Origin of the sequence: uncultured Nostoc sp. (genome assembly GCF_964247315.1) — a bacterium.
Classification (GTDB): domain Bacteria; phylum Cyanobacteriota; class Cyanobacteriia; order Cyanobacteriales; family Nostocaceae; genus Nostoc.
The window spans coordinates 53,153-70,779 of sequence record NZ_CAXTTT010000011.1 but is presented as its reverse complement, the minus strand read 5'-3'; the positions used below and the strand labels follow the sequence as shown (position 1 = coordinate 70,779).

Sequence of the window (17,627 nt, the reverse complement as noted above, 5' to 3'; positions counted from 1 at the left end):
AACCAACGCCTAATGACAAAGGACAAATGACAAATGTTATCACAAACTCAAAGGCAGCTGAACTGTAAACGTTGTCCAGCCATGAGAACTGGTAACTTCAATCGTGCCTTGGAGATATTCCACTAATTTCTTAACCAATGTTAAACCTAATCCTGTGCCGTTCTGTTGCCAGCGTTCCCGTTTCGGGTTGCCGTAGGCATCGCTTTCAGGAATCCGGTAAAACGGCTCAAAAATTCGAGATTGTTCTTTTTTCGGAATTATCACCCCAGAATTGCTAATTGTGATTTGAAAATAAGGAACTTGAAAATTATGTAATGCACCAAATTTAGCATCCTCATTTCTCAGACTTTTTGTGGTGTAAATTACCTGAACATTCAACGCAATCTGTCCATCAGGCGGAGTGTATTTACAAGCATTGTTGAGTAATTCTGAAACAATTTCAGTCAGGCTAGCCAAGTCTGAAACTAAAGGTGGTAAATTTGGAGAAACACTAAGTTGAAAAGACTGTTCTCTAGCTTGAGCGCGTTCCTGAAAATACTCGGCAACGTGAGGCAGCCAGTTTTGGAGTTGAATTGAAGTTAATTCCAATGGATAGACATCTGCATCAATCATTCGTAGATGCAGCAAATTATCTACCAAATCCAGTTCTTGTTCGCACTGTTCACGCAGAATACCTAAATAGCGGGCTACAGATTCAGATGGAGAAAGTGTGTTTGAATTTAAGATACCCTGCCGATCGAGAATATTTTCTAGCACAGAGATTGCCATTTTGATGTTTGACAAGGGCGTTCGCATTTCATGAGAAGTGGTTGCTAGAAAATCCTCTTTTAATTGGTTCACGCGTTGAAGTTCTGCCACGCGAATTTCTAGTTGTTGGGCACGTTCAGCTGCGAGATTACGTTCTTCAGTTAACCGTCGTTGTGTGTCATCCCGGAAAACCAATACGGCTCCTGTAATTACACCGCTGTTCTTTTTCAGAGGTGTAGCGCTATCGGCTATTGGTATAGTTGTGCCGTCTCTAGCAACTAGTAGGACGCTACTGCCTAGATATATAGTAGTTTCTTGTTTGAGGGCTGCGATAATTGGATTTTTTGCCGGCAGCTGAGTTTTTTCATCAATGAGTTTAATAACTTCAGTTAACATCTTGTCTTTAGCTTCATCCCATCGCCACCCTGTCAGAGCTTCAGCTACCTGATTGATGTACTTAACATGCAACTCAGTATCTACTACAATTACCCCATCACCCATTTCTCGAAGCACAGAACTCAAAAATTGCTCGCGATTGTAGCGATTAAGAGCGGTTTGAATGGCAACATAAAGTTCTTGCTCCTTAATGGGCTTGAGAATATATCCAAAGGGAGATGTCAGCGTTGCCCGCTCGACAGTACTTTTATCAGAGTGACCTGTGACGTAGATAATAGGAATTTGCAAAAGATACCAAATTTGCTCTGCTGCCTGGATGCCGTCCATTTCACCCCGTAACCTGATATCCATTAAAATCAAGTTTGGGCGTAATTCAATTGCTTTTGTAATTGCCCCTTCGGCAGAATCGGCTATATCTAAAACAACATATCCTAGAGACTCTAAAGTTTCTTGTAAGTTGATAGCAAGGATATATTCATCTTCAACAACAAGAACTCGAACAGTCTCCTTTGTCTGCATCTTTGATGGTATGCCAATTATGTTCATGATCGGCTGTTTGTAAAAGTAATTTTGAACTCTGTTCCCTGTTGAGAGTCAATTTCAAGCTTTCCTTTTAGCTGCTTGACTAAACCCTGGACAAGGGTTATGCCCAGCGTTTTAGTTTTTTTGCTATCAAAATTTTCAGGTAAGCCAACACCATTATCTCTAATAATGAGTGTCAAAGCAGATTCAAATTCTTGATAAAACTTAACCTCAATTTTCCCTTCACGATTACCAGCAAAAGCGTATTTTAAAGCATTGGAAACCAGTTCGTTGATAATCAAGCCACAAGGAATGGCGGTTTCAATGTCGAGGCTAGCATTATCAACTTGAATATTTAGTTGAATTTGGCTGGAACTGACATTATAGGAATCAAATAAATGAGTTGTTAAATCTGGAATGTATTGAGCGAAATCAAGATCAGCGAGGTCTTGAGAACGGTATAGTTTTTCATGAACTAGGGCAATGGAAGCAATGCGGTTTTGGCTATCGCGCAAAATAGCTGTCACCACAGGATCTTGTGTTCGTCTGCATTGCATTTGCAGCAAACTGCTGACAATTCCTAAATTGTTCTTAACACGATGATGAATTTCTTTGAGTAATACTTCCTTTTCTTTTAGAGAGGCTTTGATTTTTTCTTCCGCTTGCTTTTGTTCGGTGATATCTTGTTGGATGGCGACAAGGACGTTTCCATACTCAGGATGTTCAAAAACGGAAGCGGTAGCGCTACACCAGAATGGAGTACCATCTTTTTTAATATTATGGACTTCATAGGTTGCTTCACCATGTTCCAAAATAGCAGTGCAAATCCCCTGACTAACATCTTCAGGTGTATTATTTTCATTACCGTAGTTGACAATTGACACATGCTGACCAATTAATTCACCAGGGTGATAGCCAAACATCTGCTCGAATTTAGGATTGGCGTAGACAAATACGCCATCTATGGCGCGAACTAGGCAAATTCCTTCTGCCATGTTGCGGGTGATGACTGCTTGCAACTCTAACATTTGTTCAGCGCGTTTGCGATCGCTGATTTCAACTACCACAACGCCGATGCTAATGGGTTGATCGGCTTCAGATTGAATTGGAAAATAGGAAGCTAGCCAAGTCCTGATTACACCTGGAAATTTTGGGGTTTCTCCACTGATTTCCAAATCCAGAATCGGTTCACCCGTTGTTAAGATATGTCGAAAGACTTGCTCTTGCTTGGGTGCTATATCAGGAACAATCTCCCACGGTGTTTTGCCAAAATGCGCCGCTGCGGGAATACCATTAATTTCTGCTAATGCTTCATTAATTAATGAATAACGTAGTTCCCGATCAAGAATGGTTATACCAACGGGTGCACTATTGATGAAGGTATCCAATAACTTTTGCTTGTGAGCTAGTTCTCGCTCTAGAATCTTGCGCTCATTTATATCAATAATTACCCCTAACATCCGTACAGGCTTGCCTGCTTCGTTGTAAACACCACGCCCTTTCCCCGTGAGCCAGTGAACCCTGCCATCAGGAAAAATTACTCGATATTCACCTTGAAAATTAATATGTTGTGCCAGTGCATTTGATACAGCCTGTTCAATTCGGTCAACATCCTCTGGATGCACGCGATCGCGCCATAGTTGATAGCTGGCTGCTGATATTTCTGGATCTAAACCTAACAAACGATAATGGTTGTCGTTCCAGATAACTTCGCCTGTTTGAACATTCCAATCCCAAAGACCGATGTGGTTAAATTCCAACGTTAGTCTCAGTTGTTCTTCACTTTTGGCTAAGGCTGCTTCAGTTTGTTTGCGTTCGCGTAGCGCGGCTTGTCGATCGCTGATATCCCGATGAGTACCAGTCATTCGCAGAGGATTACCATCTGCATCTCGCATCACAACCTTACCGTAGTTGGCAATCCATTTGTATTCGCCCGACTTAGTTCGGAGTCGATAGTCAAATTTGTACTGTGTTGAACTATCCTTGAGGTGATCTGCCAAGATTTTCTCCACCCAAGGTAGATCGTCTGGATGAACTAATCGCTCCCAAGTACTAAAATCCTGTGGGAGTTCATCAAAGCGGTATCCAAGCATTTCTAAATAGCGAGGGCTGTAATAAACCTGTCTAGTCAAAATATTCCAGTCCCACAAAGCATCTCCAGAAGCCTCAAGGGCTAATTGTAGTCGTTCCTCACTTTCTCGAAGAGCAAATTCTGATCGTTTGCGATCTTCTTCATCATACTTCCGCGCAGTAATATCCGTGATTCGTACTAGTTGCATCACAGTACCAGCGACTGTGATTTGTTTGGCGGCGATATTTCCCCAAAAGGGTTTGCCTTGCTTGGTAATGTATTCAACTTCTCGACTCCAAAACCCTTGCTGGTTAATTTCTTCCATAAAGGTGGCAATCTCATCGGAAGTGAATGGTTGTTTTTGCAGAGTGTTACCTTGAATGTTAATTAATTCAGCTTTGCTAGAGGCTGCAAATAGCTTCACTGCTCGCTCGTTACAGTCAGCGATCAGTAATGTTTCGACATTTACCAAAAAGAGTGCATCAGCGGATTCATTATAAACAGCTTCTAGCAGATCACGACTACGAATGATTTCTAACTCAGTTTGTTTGCGTTCTGTAATATCTAGAACCCCTCCCAACAGCTTAACTGGCTGCCCTTGAGCGTCATAAGCTATTTCTGCTTTCGACTCAACGTAGCGCACTGAACCATCAGGTCGGATAATTCGATACTCAAGATTGAAAGGGGCTTCTTGAGCGTAGGCGTAGTCTGTCGTAGAAATCGCCTGTTCCAGTTGAGCCTCCATCCAGGCGCGATCGTCTGGGTGAATTATTTCGAGAAGTTCCGCCTGGGTGGGTTCGCCTTGAGTAGGATTTAGACCAGAGATGCGAAAGGTTTCCATTGACCAGTAGCGCTTTTTCGTTTCTAAGTTAAATTCCCAACTGCCTATATGGGCGATTTTTTGAGTAGTGGCTAGCAGTGCTTCACTTTGTTGAAGTTTTTCTTTAGCCTGTTTGAGTTCGGTAATATCTCGCCCTTCTGGAATCAACAAAACAACTTTACCTGTCTCGTATAAAAGCGGACGGAGTGAAAAATCGATTGTTGCTACTCGGTTATTTGCACCGAGAACATCAACTTCATAGCGGATAAACTCCCCTTTAGCTGCACGAGCGATCGCTCGTTTTAATTCTGCTTGAGTTTGCGGTGAAATTGTCCACCAGTGTGCCTCCCAAAAAGGGCGATCGATGACATCTTCCAGTTTCAGTCCGCCAAAACTTAGCGCCGTCTGGTTCGCCTCCAGTAAAATGCCAGATGGCGTTAGCAGTCCTGTGAATTGGAAAGTGTTATTAAAGATAGCGCGGAATCGGCGATCGCTTTGGTGCAATTTGGCAGTGCGTTCTTCTACTTTGGCTTCTAACTCCGTGTTGAGGGTTTGGAGGTTGTGGTAGAGTTGGGCTTGTTGGATAGCGATCGCTAGTTGTACCGTCAGTTGGTTGAGCAACTCCACCTCAAATGTCTGCCATTGTCGGGGGGCAGAACATTGATGTACGATAAATAGCCCCCATTCAAGTGCTTGAGTCCCCTTATTTTCTAACAAAATGGGGACAACTAAATTCGCCTTCACCTGAAACTGTTCCAAAAGTTGAATATGGCTATTACTTAAACCCGCTTCGTAGATGTTCGTCGCCGCCCAGATTTTTCCTTGGCGGTATTCTTCCTGATGATTTTCCTGAAAACAGGTAGCTTCAATCTCCAATCCGAAAATTGGTGCCCATTGGGGTAGTATCGACTCCGCCACAACACTACCATGCATTTTATGGGTAAATTGATACACCAATACGCGGTCAGCCTTGAATAACTGGCAGACTTTTTTGACACTCGTGGCAAGGATATCTTGAAGCTTCAAGGATTGACGAATATTAAGAGCGATCGCTCCGACTAGGCGTTGGTGTTCCTGTTGCTGTTCTAGCTGCTGCATCAACTGCTTATGCTTGATCGCCCCATGAATCGTGCGGCAGAAATTTTCACAAGTCAGTTTTCCCTTGACTAGATAATCATCCGCTCCATTTTTGATCGCTTGGACTGCGATCGTTTCGTCTCTCTGTCTAGCCAGCATAATTACTGATACTTGGCTGTTGGAAGTTTGCCTCTGTAGCTGAGTGAGAAATTCCAGCCCGCCTAAATCTGGTAATTGAAAGTCTAACAAAATCACATCTGGTATTTTCTCTTGACAAGCTTGTAGCGCCTTATTTCCAGACTCAAATTCGTAAATATCATAAGTGTAGCGATCGTCTTGCTCTAAAAAGCGTCGATACAAAGCTCTATCTTCAGCAGAGTCTTCTACAAAAAATACAGTTGTCATGTATGTTGTGGCCTCCTAAGACAGCTGCGGGAGTGGGGAGCGGGGGGCAGAGGAGCAGGGGAGAAGAGAAGTTGTAGTAAGTTTTATCCCTTTTGCCCCTCTGCCCCTCCGCCTCTTTCTTGTGCCCCATGCCCAATTCAATAAACCCTAAATTAGCAAATTCGGACTTTTTCTCGATCGCGGACTACTATTTTTAGTCGTATAAACGCATAATAGAATAGTGACTGATCTGTTCGCCCCTTTACAATCTCTCAAACAAGGTGACTGGTTCAAGCTGATCTGCGGAGCCAGCTTCCAGCATTTGCCGGCAGTCAGAAGTTTAACGTTAGCCTATACTTTGGCGGGCGCTGACTGCATAGATGTTGCAGCTGATCCAGCAGTGATTGCAGCAGCGCAATCAGGGTTACAAGTAGCCAAATCTCTGGCTAAGGATGCCCAAAAGCGAGGCTTTGACTACAAAGGCAATTTACCCTTTTTGATGGTCAGCCTAAACGATGGAGAAGACCCCCATTTTCGCAAAGCAGAATTCAATCCTAATGAGTGTCCTACAGACTGCCCTAGACCCTGCGAACGGATTTGTCCGGCACAAGCGATCGTGTTTGACAGTATCAAAGAAGACTTTTCAGGAGTAGTATCCGAAAAGTGTTATGGCTGCGGTCGTTGCATACCAATTTGCCCTTATAATATAATTTATACAGCTTCATACGTGACAACGCCGGGAGCGATCGCGCCCTTGATAATGTCAACGGGAGTAGATGCCATAGAAATCCATACAAAAGTTGGGCGGTTGGCAGAATTTGAGCGATTATGGCAAGCAATTTCACCGTGGGCCGATCGATTAAAGTTACTAGCCATCAGCTGTCCTGATGGTGAGGGGATGATTGACTACTTGAGAGCGCTGTATGACCTGATTGCCCCAATTAAGGGTGCTTTAATTTGGCAAACCGACGGTCGTCCCATGAGTGGTGATATTGGCGATGGCACCACAATAGCCACGGTGAAATTAGGGCAAAAAGTTTTGGCAGCTAAGTTACCGGGATATGTGCAGTTAGCAGGCGGCACTAATCGCTATACCGTTGCTAAGTTAAAGGCAATGGGACTGTTAAACAGTGCTGAGTTCCGAGTTATGAGTGTTGAGAAAGACTATATTACTCAGTACGGGCTAAACCCTAGCTATCCGCTAACAGCACGGGCTAAACGCCCCGCTACCGCTAACAGCACTCAGCCCTCCCACATTGCCGGGGTCGCATACGGTAGCTACGCCCGTGTACTGCTGTCACCAATTCTCGAACAGTTAGAGAATAAGGAGGTAAGTAACACCAATGTGAAGGCGACTGTTCGCCTAGAAGAAGATGAAGTATTACTTTGGCAAGCTGTAGAACTTGCCCATTCTCTCGTTTCCCAGATAAAGTCACAGCAGGAGCGTTAATCGCTCAATACCTAGGGCGGGTTCTCCTGCACGCAAATGTCCTCGCTATCTCTAAAAACGTCACCATAGAAAGCATGACGATTACAGACGATCTCCAAAAGTTATTAGACATTTTGCCCCAAGACCTGCAACAAGTACTAGAGAGTCATCCCAAACGAGATAGTTTAGTAGAAGTGGTCTTGGATTTGGGTCGTCGCCCAGAGGCTCGCTTTCCTAATCAAGCTGAGTATTTGAGCGAAGTACCCGTTACTCAAGAACAAATAGATGATTGCGTTCAACGAGTTGGAATCTTTGGCGGAGATAATCGGGCAGGAATTGAGCAAACTTTGCATCGGATCAGCGCCATCCGCAACCGCACTGGTAAGATTATTGGCTTGACCTGTCGCGTTGGTCGAGCCGTATTCGGAACCATTGGCATGATCCGCGATTTGGTAGAAACTGGTAAATCGATTCTCATGCTGGGGCGTCCAGGCGTGGGTAAAACTACCGCCTTACGGGAAATAGCCCGTGTTTTAGCTGACGATTTGCATAAGCGAGTGGTGATTATTGACACCTCCAACGAAATCGCTGGGGATGGTGATGTTGCTCACCCCGCCATTGGTCGCGCCCGGCGGATGCAAGTGGCTCATCCAAATGAACAGCATCAGGTGATGATTGAGGCAGTGGAAAACCACATGCCAGAAGTCATTGTGATTGATGAAATTGGCACAGAACTGGAAGCTTTAGCGGCTCGTACCATTGCGGAACGGGGTGTACAGTTGGTAGGTACTGCCCACGGTAATCAGATCGAAAATCTGATTAAAAACCCCACCCTAGCCGATTTAGTTGGGGGTATCCAAGCTGTGACGCTGGGAGACGATGAAGCCAGACGGCGAGGCTCTCAAAAGACTGTTTTGGAGCGGAAAGCCCCACCTACCTTTGAAATTGCTGTGGAAATGTTGGAACGCCAACGTTGGACAGTACACGAAAGTGTTGCTGACACCGTAGATAATTTGCTGCGGGGGCGTCAGCCTACTCCACAAACGAGAACCGTTGATGACCACGGCAAAATTGCGGTTACAAGGCAGTTAGCTGTTGTCAACGGTCGGGGTGGACAGCTAGGAACAGTGGAGGATTCTTTCCCACCAGCACGACCGTCTAATGGCTGGCGTTCATCTGGACAAATGGTCGCACTACCGCAACTGCCTGTAGAGCGGGTAACTGGGCGCAGTGAGTTTGACCGTTTGCTGGATGAATCTTTCAATTATTCTGAGAGCATTGATTTTGATGCTGCTACTAGACAGCCAGGGCCGAATGGTGAAGATTTGCCATTGCACGTTTACCCTTATGGGGTTAGCCGCCACCAACTCGAACAGGTGATTAGCGTGCTAACTTTGCCCGTGGTATTGACAAAAGATATAGATAGTGCTGATGCAATTTTAGCACTGCGATCGCACGTCAAAAACCACGCCAAATTACGCCAAATGGCCAAAGCTCGTCATGTACCCATCCACATGATTAAGTCCAGCACCATTCCGCAAATTACCCGTGGTTTACGGCGCTTGCTGAACATCGACGATCCAGAAATGGCCGATGATAGAGAACTACAATTGTTTTTGCACAATGGTAGCGATGATGAAATGGATGCTTTAGAAGAAGCTAGACTTGCCGTTGAGCAAATTGTGATTCCTAAAGGACAGCCAGTCGAGTTATTGCCGCGTTCTCCCCAAGTCCGCAAAATGCAACATGAGTTGGTAGAACATTATCGCCTCAAGTCGCATAGTTTTGGCGAAGAACCAAATAGAAGATTACGGATTTATCCAGCGTAACTTTAAGAACCCACTAAAGAGCCAAAGCGTAGCTTTGTCTCTCCTAACAGCATAACTACGGTGTACACACAAGTCTTTGTCAAGGCAATTACGGTTAGTCTCATAGCCCCTGAGATATCTCAAGAAAAGTTTTGCTATCAACAAAACCTGTCCCTCTCCTTACTAAAGAGAGGGATGTCCGATAGGACAGGGTGAGGTTTTGAAGGGCTTTTGGGTAATCGGATAACTTATGTGTACACCGTAGCCTTTTATTTGAAAAGCGCTTTAACCATCAAAAATCGTCAAAATCATTATTTATACTCAAGCTAATAATTCAATCTTCTTGCAGCAATTCGCTGTCATCATCAGCATCGCGCAGCGTCTGATAGATAATAATTCGTAGAGAGTGCTTAAGTCCTAACTAACTCAATCTTGCATTTTTTTAAACATCTGTTACATTACTTTACAGAGAGTTACAACTGCTACAAAACTTGAACTTTGGAGTTATGCTTATGTCAGATTTTAAGAATACTGCGCCTATTATTTCAGAAGATCCTAATGCTGTGCGTTTTGGCTTCACTCCTCAGAGTGAAAATTGGAACGGTCGTCTTGCAATGATTGGTTTTGTATCTGCAATTTTGATTGAAGCTTTTTCTGGTCAAGGGGTACTCCATTTCTGGGGTATTCTCTAAATTGATAATAGTAGGGTAGAACGGCTGTACTACCCTATGTAACTCTTTATATTCCACACAAATCATTCGTTTCTAGCTGATAGTGGCTGTTGCCATTGGTGCAAAATTTCAAATTTTTCCGGTTGAGCCAAAATATAAGTGAATAATGACTTTACATTGAATATGTATAGCTAAAACTCATGGATATACCTCAACGCGTATTAGTCCGCTACAAAGACGCGTCATTCAACACCAATGAAATCCGCTTGAGAACTTTTCGGCTTGGGTTGCAAATATGGGATGAACAGACCAAACCCAGAAAAACAGAGCTTTATCAGTTTATCTTGTCTTGCTTGAAACAAGTTGACCGCCAAGATCGTTTTATGTTTTCTCTATTGTTTATAGAATTAACAGACCTCATACGCAACTCTTCCCTAGAAAGAGGAACGAAAGAGGTTCTGATTAAAACAGCTTTTAGAGAATTTGCTTGTGCGATAACAGATTTTGAAGACGTTGCCAAATAAGGTTAGTCATGGGGATGCTGGAATTGCGTAGGCGTAGGCATCACCCTAAAGTCCGATGACTTAATCGAGTAGGATATCTATAAGTAAACAGCTTTCCCATCTGATTAGTTTTTTGCTAAATGCGCGGATGGGTAGGTGTTGAGGAAGGGAGAATACAAAAATGGCTAAATTGCTGTATATACAAGGCTTTGAGGACTGTAGCACCTTGAACCCATCCGCGCACCTTATGTAGACTGACTTTCAGCTATTTACAGTTAGCACAATTGTCACTTCTTATGTTATGATTTTTGCATTCGCACTATTGAACCTTGAAAATCAAATAATACAAGCCTTTCAGACGCCTGCGATCGCAATCAACTAAAATCCCTATTAGGGATTGAAACTACTTTCTGGGCAGCATCGAATTTAGACTTGGCTAATCGCAATCAACTAAAATCCCTATTAGGGATTGAAACTGCAATCCAAATGCTATAGATTTTTTTGAAGATCGCAATCAACTAAAATCCCTATTAGGGATTGAAACCTACCGCCTCAGTAATGATTGATTCTCGATCCAAATTATCGCAATCAACTAAAATCCCTATTAGGGATTGAAACACCCTCAAACACTGATTCTTCCGTAACCCAATCAATATCGCAATCAACTAAAATCCCTATTAGGGATTGAAACCTAATTACTTCCTCAACGACTTCTTTCTCACATTTAGATCGCAATCAACTAAAATCCCTATTAGGGATTGAAACAATTCACCGCTTACCACTTGGTCAATGCTGGCAATATCGCAATCAACTAAAATCCCTATTAGGGATTGAAACGCGATCGCGCACTTCTGCGCGGGCTACCTGACAATCGCAATCAACTAAAATCCCTATTAGGGATTGAAACGATGTCGCAAAGCCAGCTAGCGTGTAGGCGATCGCAATCAACTAAAATCCCTATTAGGGATTGAAACTTAGGTAACGTTGGTGTAATTAATCACGGTGTAGCATCGCAATCAACTAAAATCCCTATTAGGGATTGAAACAGGGATGTTGATGATGAGGAATTTGCGATCGTTGAATCGCAATCAACTAAAATCCCTATTAGGGATTGAAACGACGAATTAGAAAAACTCACAGGCTATGATTTTCTCATCCCAATCAACTAAAATCCCTATCAGAGATTGAAACTGCCTTCCCTCTAGCCAGTTCTTCGATTAAATCAGATCGTAATCAATTAAAATCCCTATCAGGGATTGGAACGAATTATACCGAAACTTAACTTTAAAAAATAGTATCAAAAAGTACAAATATTACTTCAAGGGTCATTCTACATCCAGCTTGAGGGCTGTGATATTATAGGAGACTGCTGCATACATTTTAGAAAAACTAGAAACTGAATCGACCATGGCCCTCACGCAACTGCGGAAACAAGAAATAATTTCCAACTACCAAGTTCACGAAACTGACACTGGCTCGGCCGATGTCCAAGTAGCCATGCTAACTGAGCGCATTAACCGCCTCAGCGAACATCTCCAGGCAAATAAAAAAGACCATTCTTCCCGGCGGGGACTGTTGAAGCTAATTGGCCAGCGCAAGCGTCTTCTAGCTTATATATCGCAGGAAAGCCGGGAAAAATATCAAGCTTTGATTGCTCGTCTCGGTATTCGTGGATAGGACTACCGCTTATGTCTGCTGAAGAATCTGAACGCAGTCGTTTGCCCTTTGAACCGAACAAAAAGCGCCAAAAACCCGCAAAAACTCCAAGTAAACCAGCAGCACAGCCCCAAGAATCTGCCAAACAGGCTGATAAAAAAGTGGTTTACAGCAAACAAGAGATGGCAATTCCCCAAGTAGTCAGCCAGCGGATGATCCGACGGGTAGCTGGGTTCTCTGGTGTACCAACAGCTTTGGGTATTAGCGCCTTGGTTGTGAGCTATCTGCTTGCTACCTACTCCGATATCCGACTACCTCCCATCGCCGTGTTATTGGTGAACATGGGATTATTTGGTTTGGGGGTTTTAGGGATAACTTATGGCGTTCTCTCTGCCTCTTGGGATGAAGAAAAAGTCGGAAGTTTGCTAGGTTTAGGTGAGTTCAACATCAATTGGGGACGAATGGTGGCAGCTTGGCGCGAAACTCGGCAAAAAAACTTATAATGAACGGCGCTCAGGTATTAAGTAACTGTGGTATTGGGTAAATGAAGAAGTGAATGTTGAAGTTGAAATTTTATAACTTCAACATTGCTAATTAAAATTATGCAATTTTTTATACTCCATACTTAGTTATTCAGCAGTAAAACTACTGACTGAGCGCTAGATTTTATCTATTTATAGCAAAAGCCTTGGTGATTAGGACATTGATAGATGATAAAACTTAGACACAATAAAGACTTTTCACCTAGTCCCTAGTCCCCAGTTCCTTGCTATATTTTGTAAACAAATTTTGTTTTTAACTATTTGTAATTAGGCCAATAGGCAACAATAAAGTTAGCCTATTTACAGAAAATTTTACTCAATTAATTAATCAGGAACTTTCAGATGATTATAGTAATGAAATGTGGTTCTCCAGAGGCGGAAATAAACCGCATTGATGAGGAACTAACTAGCTGGGGGCTAACTCCAGAAAAAATTGTAGGTCAACACAAAGTAGTTATTGGTTTAGTAGGTGAAACTGCCAGCTTAGATCCATTACAAATTCAGGAACTTAGCCCCTGGATTGAACAGGTGTTACGGGTAGAGCAGCCTTACAAACGAGCTAGCCGTCAGTACCGCCACGGCGAAGCTTCGGAAGTGGTGGTTAATACTCCTGATGGAGCAGTAGTATTTGGCGAACATCAGCCTTTGGTAGTCGTTGCTGGCCCCTGCTCCGTAGAAAATGAAGAAATGATTGTGGAGACGGCGCGGCGCGTCAAGGCGGCTGGAGCCACATTTTTGCGCGGAGGGGCATACAAACCCCGGACTTCACCTTATGCCTTCCAAGGACACGGCGAGAGTGCTTTGGATTTGTTGGCAAGGGCGCGGGAAGTTAGCGGACTAGGTATTATTACAGAAGTGATGGATGCCGTAGACCTGGATAAAATTGCCGAAGTTGCTGACGTGATTCAGGTGGGAGCAAGAAATATGCAAAATTTCTCCTTGCTCAAAAAAGTGGGAGCGCAGCCGAAACCAGTTCTGTTGAAGCGGGGAATGGCAGCTACTATTGAAGATTGGTTAATGGCAGCCGAGTATATTCTGGCATCTGGCAATCCCAATGTAATTTTGTGTGAAAGGGGAATACGCACCTTTGACCGTCAATATACGCGAAATACACTGGATTTATCGGTAGTGCCTGTGTTACGAAAACTGACTCACCTGCCAATCATGATTGACCCCAGCCACGGCGTAGGTTGGTCTGAGTTTGTGCCTTCAATGGCAATGGCTGCGATCGCAGCTGGCACAGATTCCCTGATGATAGAGGTTCACCCTAATCCTGCCAAAGCTTTATCGGATGGGCCCCAATCTCTGACACCAGACCGTTTCGATAACTTGATGCAAGAATTGGCAGTAATTGGTAAGGCAGTAGGACGCTGGCAGCAACCAGCAGTGGCTCTAGCTTAAAATTCAGTTGCAACTTCATAATCAGGTATCTCAGCATAACTCCAAGTTTGTAGTCAGGACTTTAGTCCTGATAGACTTTACTATGAGCGATGAATCGCTTACTAAAAATATCGCTTACGTTCTTCAAACACGCCGATCACGTTTTATATCGCCAATAACTTTTTCCAAAATCCAGTTTTCTAATTTATCTGGATTTAATTGTTGCTGATGTGTAATCAATCGATTGGCAATTTCTTCATTACCATTGAGTAAATTCAGAAGTTCTTTGTACAATGGATTATTCTTAGGCACTACTTTTGGTTTACTAGTTTGCCTCTTCATTTTTTTCAGGTCTGGTAATGGCGTATCTGACGTTTGAGATAGAGAAACTTCGGTTTGTATTTGTATTGTTTTTGAACGTAGTTGTTCCTGTGAGTTTTTGAGCTTCAAGTTACTGATAACTTGTTTTAAAACCCAGTTCTCAGATTTACCGGGGTACAATTGCCTGTGTTTTGCCAGTAATTGATTAGCTGTGTTTACGTTATTCGTTAAAGCAATTAATTCGCTGTGCAAATACTTGTTGTTAATGTCTATTTCTTCCTGAGTTACTTTGAATTGGAACGGTAGTGGGGATATTGGTTGCTGAGGAGCTTTAGCTTTTAGTTTTGATGTATCTATCCCATGTTCCTGAAGTAGGAATTCGTACTCATCTATAGCTTGTCTAAAAAGCTCTACAGATTTTTGGTATTGGTGTACGGACTGCTTAAACAGTTCTGTGGATTGTTGGTAGATATACAAAGCTTTCCTCTGAAGCAAAATTTTGATGATGGATATAACTAGTAAGAGGAATACAATAAATAAAGCAATCTGTAGCTGAAGGATGAGTGTAAGCTGCATAATGAATTTTAAGTTGGTCGTACAACTCTACAAATACGGGGAATATCGAGGTGAAGACATCAGAAAAATCCCTGTATTTGTTTCATGCTCATCCATGATGCACGTAGACCCCGCGATCGCCTCTGGTGCATATATACCTATAAATAAAGCCGTCCTGTCATTAGTAGGACGGCTTTATTTTGAGCTTTCTTTGTTATCTTGAATTTAGTTAGAAGTTGATATTACTACTCAAAAATTCCTCAAAACGTCTCACCACAGCGATTACTGTACTTGTGCAGGGAAAGCACCAGGTTGCACAGCTATATTAAGATTCTGCCCATTGCGACGTAATTCCATACGTAAGTCGCTTCCGACTTGACTATTTTCTACTGCCTTTTGGACACTGCTGGCATCTGTGACTGCTTGATTGCCAAGCTTTTGAATTACATCACCAGCACGTATCCCTGCTTTGGCAGCTGGTGAATTTGGTATAACTTTTACAACTAATACACCTTTATCTTCATTCACACTCAAACCGCTATTGGGATCTGAGTTGATATTTTGTTTTAGCTGAGGTGTTAACCCCACCATCTGAATTCCCAGGTAAGGATGTTCTACTTTACCTGTAGCTATTAATTGACTGGAAATGCGTTGTGCTGTGTTGATAGGAATAGCAAAGCCTAATCCTTGTGCCCCTTGAATAATGGCTGTATTCATGGCAATTACCTCGCCACGGGAATTTAGCAAAGGCCCGCCGGAGTTACCGGGATTAATTGCTGCATCGGTTTGAATATACTCTACTCGCTTATCAGGAGCGCCGATTAGATTGCTACTGCGTCCAGTAGCACTGATGATTCCGGTAGTTACTGTATTATCTAATCCAAGGGGGTTGCCGATCGCGATCGCCCATTCTCCGGGTTGTAGTTTATCTGAGTTACCCAAGGCTACTAACGGGAGATTGTCTGCTTGAATCTTCACAACAGCAACATCGGTCAACTCGTCTTTTCCTAGCACCTTACCTTTAAAGCTCCGCCCATCCTTGAGTGTTACTGTTACGGTATCAGCACCATCAACTACGTGGGCGTTGGTAAGAATACGACCATCAGCACTAATAATAAAACCTGAACCAGTACCCCGTTCTACGCGATCCTGTTGTTCTGGCATTTGAGAGCCGAAAAAGCGTTGGAAAAGTGGATCGTTAAATTCATCTGGTATCTGGGTTTTTACGGTTCGGGAAGAGTCAATTCGCACCACAGCTGGCCCGACCTTTTGCACCACCTGGATAACAAAATTAGGATCTGTGCCTGCTGGTATTGGAGGAGCGGCATTTACTCGACTTACTGCCAAATTAGATGCACTTTCAGACACTTGCTGAGAGTGTCCAGCCATATAACCGCCTGCCAATGTCATACCCGATCCCAGCAGCACCAGCGATAGAGAGGCGGCAGCCTTTCTCCAGGGTTTATGATATTTGGCATCAGCAGTGTTATGTGAAATGCTATTTAATGGGTGTTCTCTGTCGCGAGATTCGTTTTGCATTGCTGTCTGGAAAGATATTTAGATGTATTACTAATGTAGATATGATTTGTGACAGTTTTGTTGCGGAGGTATTGCGTTGTTGTGAAAGCTTTGGTATTTTATTGAACCGTATTGGAATATAGTCATTCGTAGAGACGTACATCGCTGCGTACTCTTTACCAAACTTAGTGCTGAGTGCTGAGTGCTGAGTAAATTCAGAATTACTCAGTAATTTATGTACTTGGGTTTGAGCAAGACCCCTTGTGGGCGGTCTTTCAACTCAGAACTCAGCACTCTTCATCATGCCTAAAGGAATAAAAATGGCACAGGGGAAAATCTTACTTAAACCTGGCACTTTATGGACAAGTGTTAAAGAACGGACTGAATATGCTTTGCAATCCGGGGCGCTACTGTCGATTCCGACAGAATTTGAATTTGTTGAACAGGATGGCGTGCGCTTTTTAGTACGGATTTTGTCTAACCTGAATCGCAAAAAAGCAGCTAAGAAGAAACAGGAAAAACAATCTGTTACTTCTGGTGAAGAGTTTAATCCTTTTTTGCCCTACGAAGAGGATTTATTTGTGGCGGATATCTCTGATACCCATGTATGTATTTTAAATAAATTCAATGTTGTTGATTATCATCTGCTAATTATCACCCGTGGTTTCGAGGAACAAGAAAGCTTACTCACCCTGAAAGATTTTACGGCTATGTGGGCGTGTTTGGCTGATTTCGATGGTTTAGCATTTTACAACAGTAGCAAAACCGCAGGTGCTAGTCAGCGACATAAGCACTTACAATTAGTACCCCTACCACTTGCCCCTTCAGGGTTACAAATACCGATTGAACCTTTACTAACATCAGCACAATTTCAGAACTCGAACGCAACTTTAGCAAAGCTTCCTTTTGTACACGCTTTTGCATCACTAAATTCTAATTGGGTGCGATCGCCATTCGCAGGGGCCCAAGCAACACTGGAAATTTATCACACTTTGCGTCACGCTGTAGGTTTAGATGCAAAGCAATCTGGTGCTTACAATCTGCTAGCGACACGAGAATGGATGTTGATCGTACCGCGATCGCAGGAGCATTTCCAATCTATCTCTGTGAATTCATTAGGATTCGCTGGTGCGCTGCTGGTGCGTAACGCGGCAGAAATGGAGATTCTTAAAACCCAAGGGCCGATGACTATCCTCAAAAATGTTGCTGTATCGTAATTGAGTTCGA

Annotated in this window: 13 protein-coding genes and 1 CRISPR repeat array; of the genes, 9 read left to right on the top strand and 4 right to left on the bottom strand. The window is 43.2% G+C overall.

Annotation, left to right across the window (positions count from 1 at the left end; all coding sequences use genetic code 11):
• Positions 1 to 39: 39 nt before the first annotated feature.
• The gene (locus ACFE93_RS05775) at positions 40 to 1,689 is read right to left on the bottom strand and encodes an ATP-binding protein (protein ID WP_375472411.1); all 1,650 of its coding nucleotides are present in this window, start codon (positions 1,687 to 1,689) and stop codon (positions 40 to 42) included.
• A complete protein-coding gene (locus ACFE93_RS05770) occupies positions 1,686 to 6,038 on the bottom strand; it encodes a PAS domain S-box protein (RefSeq protein WP_375472410.1) in 4,353 nt (1,450 codons plus the stop codon). The genes ACFE93_RS05775 and ACFE93_RS05770 overlap by 4 nt, the downstream gene beginning before the upstream one ends.
• Before the next feature lie 220 nt (positions 6,039 to 6,258).
• Here ACFE93_RS05770 and ldpA point away from each other — a divergent pair, with 220 nt between their 5' ends.
• From ldpA to aroF, 7 genes are all read left to right on the top strand, one after another.
• Positions 6,259 to 7,467 (top strand): circadian clock protein LdpA, encoded by a 1,209-nt coding sequence (ldpA, locus tag ACFE93_RS05765; RefSeq protein ID WP_375472409.1) that lies wholly within the window; start codon positions 6,259 to 6,261, stop codon positions 7,465 to 7,467.
• Positions 7,468 to 7,541: 74 nt separating this feature from the next.
• Positions 7,542 to 9,275 (top strand): R3H domain-containing nucleic acid-binding protein, encoded by a 1,734-nt coding sequence (locus ACFE93_RS05760; protein WP_375472408.1) that lies wholly within the window; start codon positions 7,542 to 7,544, stop codon positions 9,273 to 9,275.
• Positions 9,276 to 9,766: 491 nt separating this feature from the next.
• Positions 9,767 to 9,946, top strand: coding sequence for a high light inducible protein (locus ACFE93_RS05755; RefSeq protein ID WP_375472407.1), 180 nt, complete (start codon positions 9,767 to 9,769; stop codon positions 9,944 to 9,946).
• Between the two features lie 179 nt (positions 9,947 to 10,125).
• Positions 10,126 to 10,449, top strand: coding sequence for a hypothetical protein (locus ACFE93_RS05750; RefSeq protein WP_375472406.1), 324 nt, complete (start codon positions 10,126 to 10,128; stop codon positions 10,447 to 10,449).
• A gap of 346 nt (positions 10,450 to 10,795) precedes the next feature.
• A CRISPR array of direct repeats spans positions 10,796 to 11,691; the repeat unit is 37 nt; unit sequence ATCGCAATCAACTAAAATCCCTATTAGGGATTGAAAC.
• Positions 11,692 to 11,835: 144 nt separating this feature from the next.
• Positions 11,836 to 12,105 (top strand): 30S ribosomal protein S15, encoded by a 270-nt coding sequence (rpsO, locus tag ACFE93_RS05745; protein ID WP_041565894.1) that lies wholly within the window; start codon positions 11,836 to 11,838, stop codon positions 12,103 to 12,105.
• A gap of 11 nt (positions 12,106 to 12,116) precedes the next feature.
• The gene (locus ACFE93_RS05740; protein WP_375472405.1) at positions 12,117 to 12,587 is read left to right on the top strand and encodes a PAM68 family protein; all 471 of its coding nucleotides are present in this window, start codon (positions 12,117 to 12,119) and stop codon (positions 12,585 to 12,587) included.
• A gap of 381 nt (positions 12,588 to 12,968) precedes the next feature.
• Entirely contained in the window at positions 12,969 to 14,027 is a 1,059-nt protein-coding gene (gene aroF, locus ACFE93_RS05735) for a 3-deoxy-7-phosphoheptulonate synthase (RefSeq protein WP_375472404.1), read from the top strand.
• Between the two features lie 123 nt (positions 14,028 to 14,150).
• Here the strand turns inward: aroF and ACFE93_RS05730 are convergent, their stop codons facing one another.
• A complete protein-coding gene (locus tag ACFE93_RS05730; protein ID WP_375472403.1) occupies positions 14,151 to 14,903 on the bottom strand; it encodes a hypothetical protein in 753 nt (250 codons plus the stop codon).
• 1 nt (position 14,904) lies between these two features.
• Here ACFE93_RS05730 and ACFE93_RS05725 point away from each other — a divergent pair, with 1 nt between their 5' ends.
• Complete coding sequence (locus ACFE93_RS05725) at positions 14,905 to 15,105, top strand: hypothetical protein (protein ID WP_375472402.1); 201 nt, start codon at positions 14,905 to 14,907, stop codon at positions 15,103 to 15,105.
• Between the two features lie 59 nt (positions 15,106 to 15,164).
• Here ACFE93_RS05725 and ACFE93_RS05720 read toward each other — a convergent pair whose 3' ends face one another.
• Positions 15,165 to 16,421 (bottom strand): HhoA/HhoB/HtrA family serine endopeptidase, encoded by a 1,257-nt coding sequence (locus ACFE93_RS05720; RefSeq protein ID WP_375472401.1) that lies wholly within the window; start codon positions 16,419 to 16,421, stop codon positions 15,165 to 15,167.
• A 299-nt stretch (positions 16,422 to 16,720) separates the two neighbouring features.
• Between ACFE93_RS05720 and ACFE93_RS05715 the strand changes: the two genes are divergently transcribed.
• Positions 16,721 to 17,617, top strand: coding sequence for a phosphorylase (locus tag ACFE93_RS05715; RefSeq protein WP_375472426.1), 897 nt, complete (start codon positions 16,721 to 16,723; stop codon positions 17,615 to 17,617).
• Positions 17,618 to 17,627 lie beyond the last annotated feature (10 nt).

Bases quoted from the DNA above. Each gene is read 5' to 3' on its own strand.
- ACFE93_RS05775 (WP_375472411.1), bottom strand. From the start codon at position 1,689: ATGAACATAATTGGCATACCATCAAAGATGCAGACAAAGGAGACTGTT.
- ACFE93_RS05720 (WP_375472401.1), bottom strand. From the start codon at position 16,421: ATGCAAAACGAATCTCGCGACAGAGAACACCCATTAAATAGCATTTCA.
- ACFE93_RS05715 (WP_375472426.1), top strand. From the start codon at position 16,721: ATGGCACAGGGGAAAATCTTACTTAAACCTGGCACTTTATGGACAAGT.
- ACFE93_RS05740 (WP_375472405.1), top strand. From the start codon at position 12,117: ATGTCTGCTGAAGAATCTGAACGCAGTCGTTTGCCCTTTGAACCGAAC.
- ACFE93_RS05770 (WP_375472410.1), bottom strand. From the start codon at position 6,038: ATGACAACTGTATTTTTTGTAGAAGACTCTGCTGAAGATAGAGCTTTG.
- ACFE93_RS05760 (WP_375472408.1), top strand. From the start codon at position 7,542: ATGACGATTACAGACGATCTCCAAAAGTTATTAGACATTTTGCCCCAA.
- rpsO (WP_041565894.1), top strand. From the start codon at position 11,836: ATGGCCCTCACGCAACTGCGGAAACAAGAAATAATTTCCAACTACCAA.
- ACFE93_RS05750 (WP_375472406.1), top strand. From the start codon at position 10,126: ATGGATATACCTCAACGCGTATTAGTCCGCTACAAAGACGCGTCATTC.
- ACFE93_RS05730 (WP_375472403.1), bottom strand. From the start codon at position 14,903: ATGCAGCTTACACTCATCCTTCAGCTACAGATTGCTTTATTTATTGTA.
- ACFE93_RS05755 (WP_375472407.1), top strand. From the start codon at position 9,767: ATGTCAGATTTTAAGAATACTGCGCCTATTATTTCAGAAGATCCTAAT.
- aroF (WP_375472404.1), top strand. From the start codon at position 12,969: ATGATTATAGTAATGAAATGTGGTTCTCCAGAGGCGGAAATAAACCGC.
- ACFE93_RS05725 (WP_375472402.1), top strand. From the start codon at position 14,905: ATGAATTTTAAGTTGGTCGTACAACTCTACAAATACGGGGAATATCGA.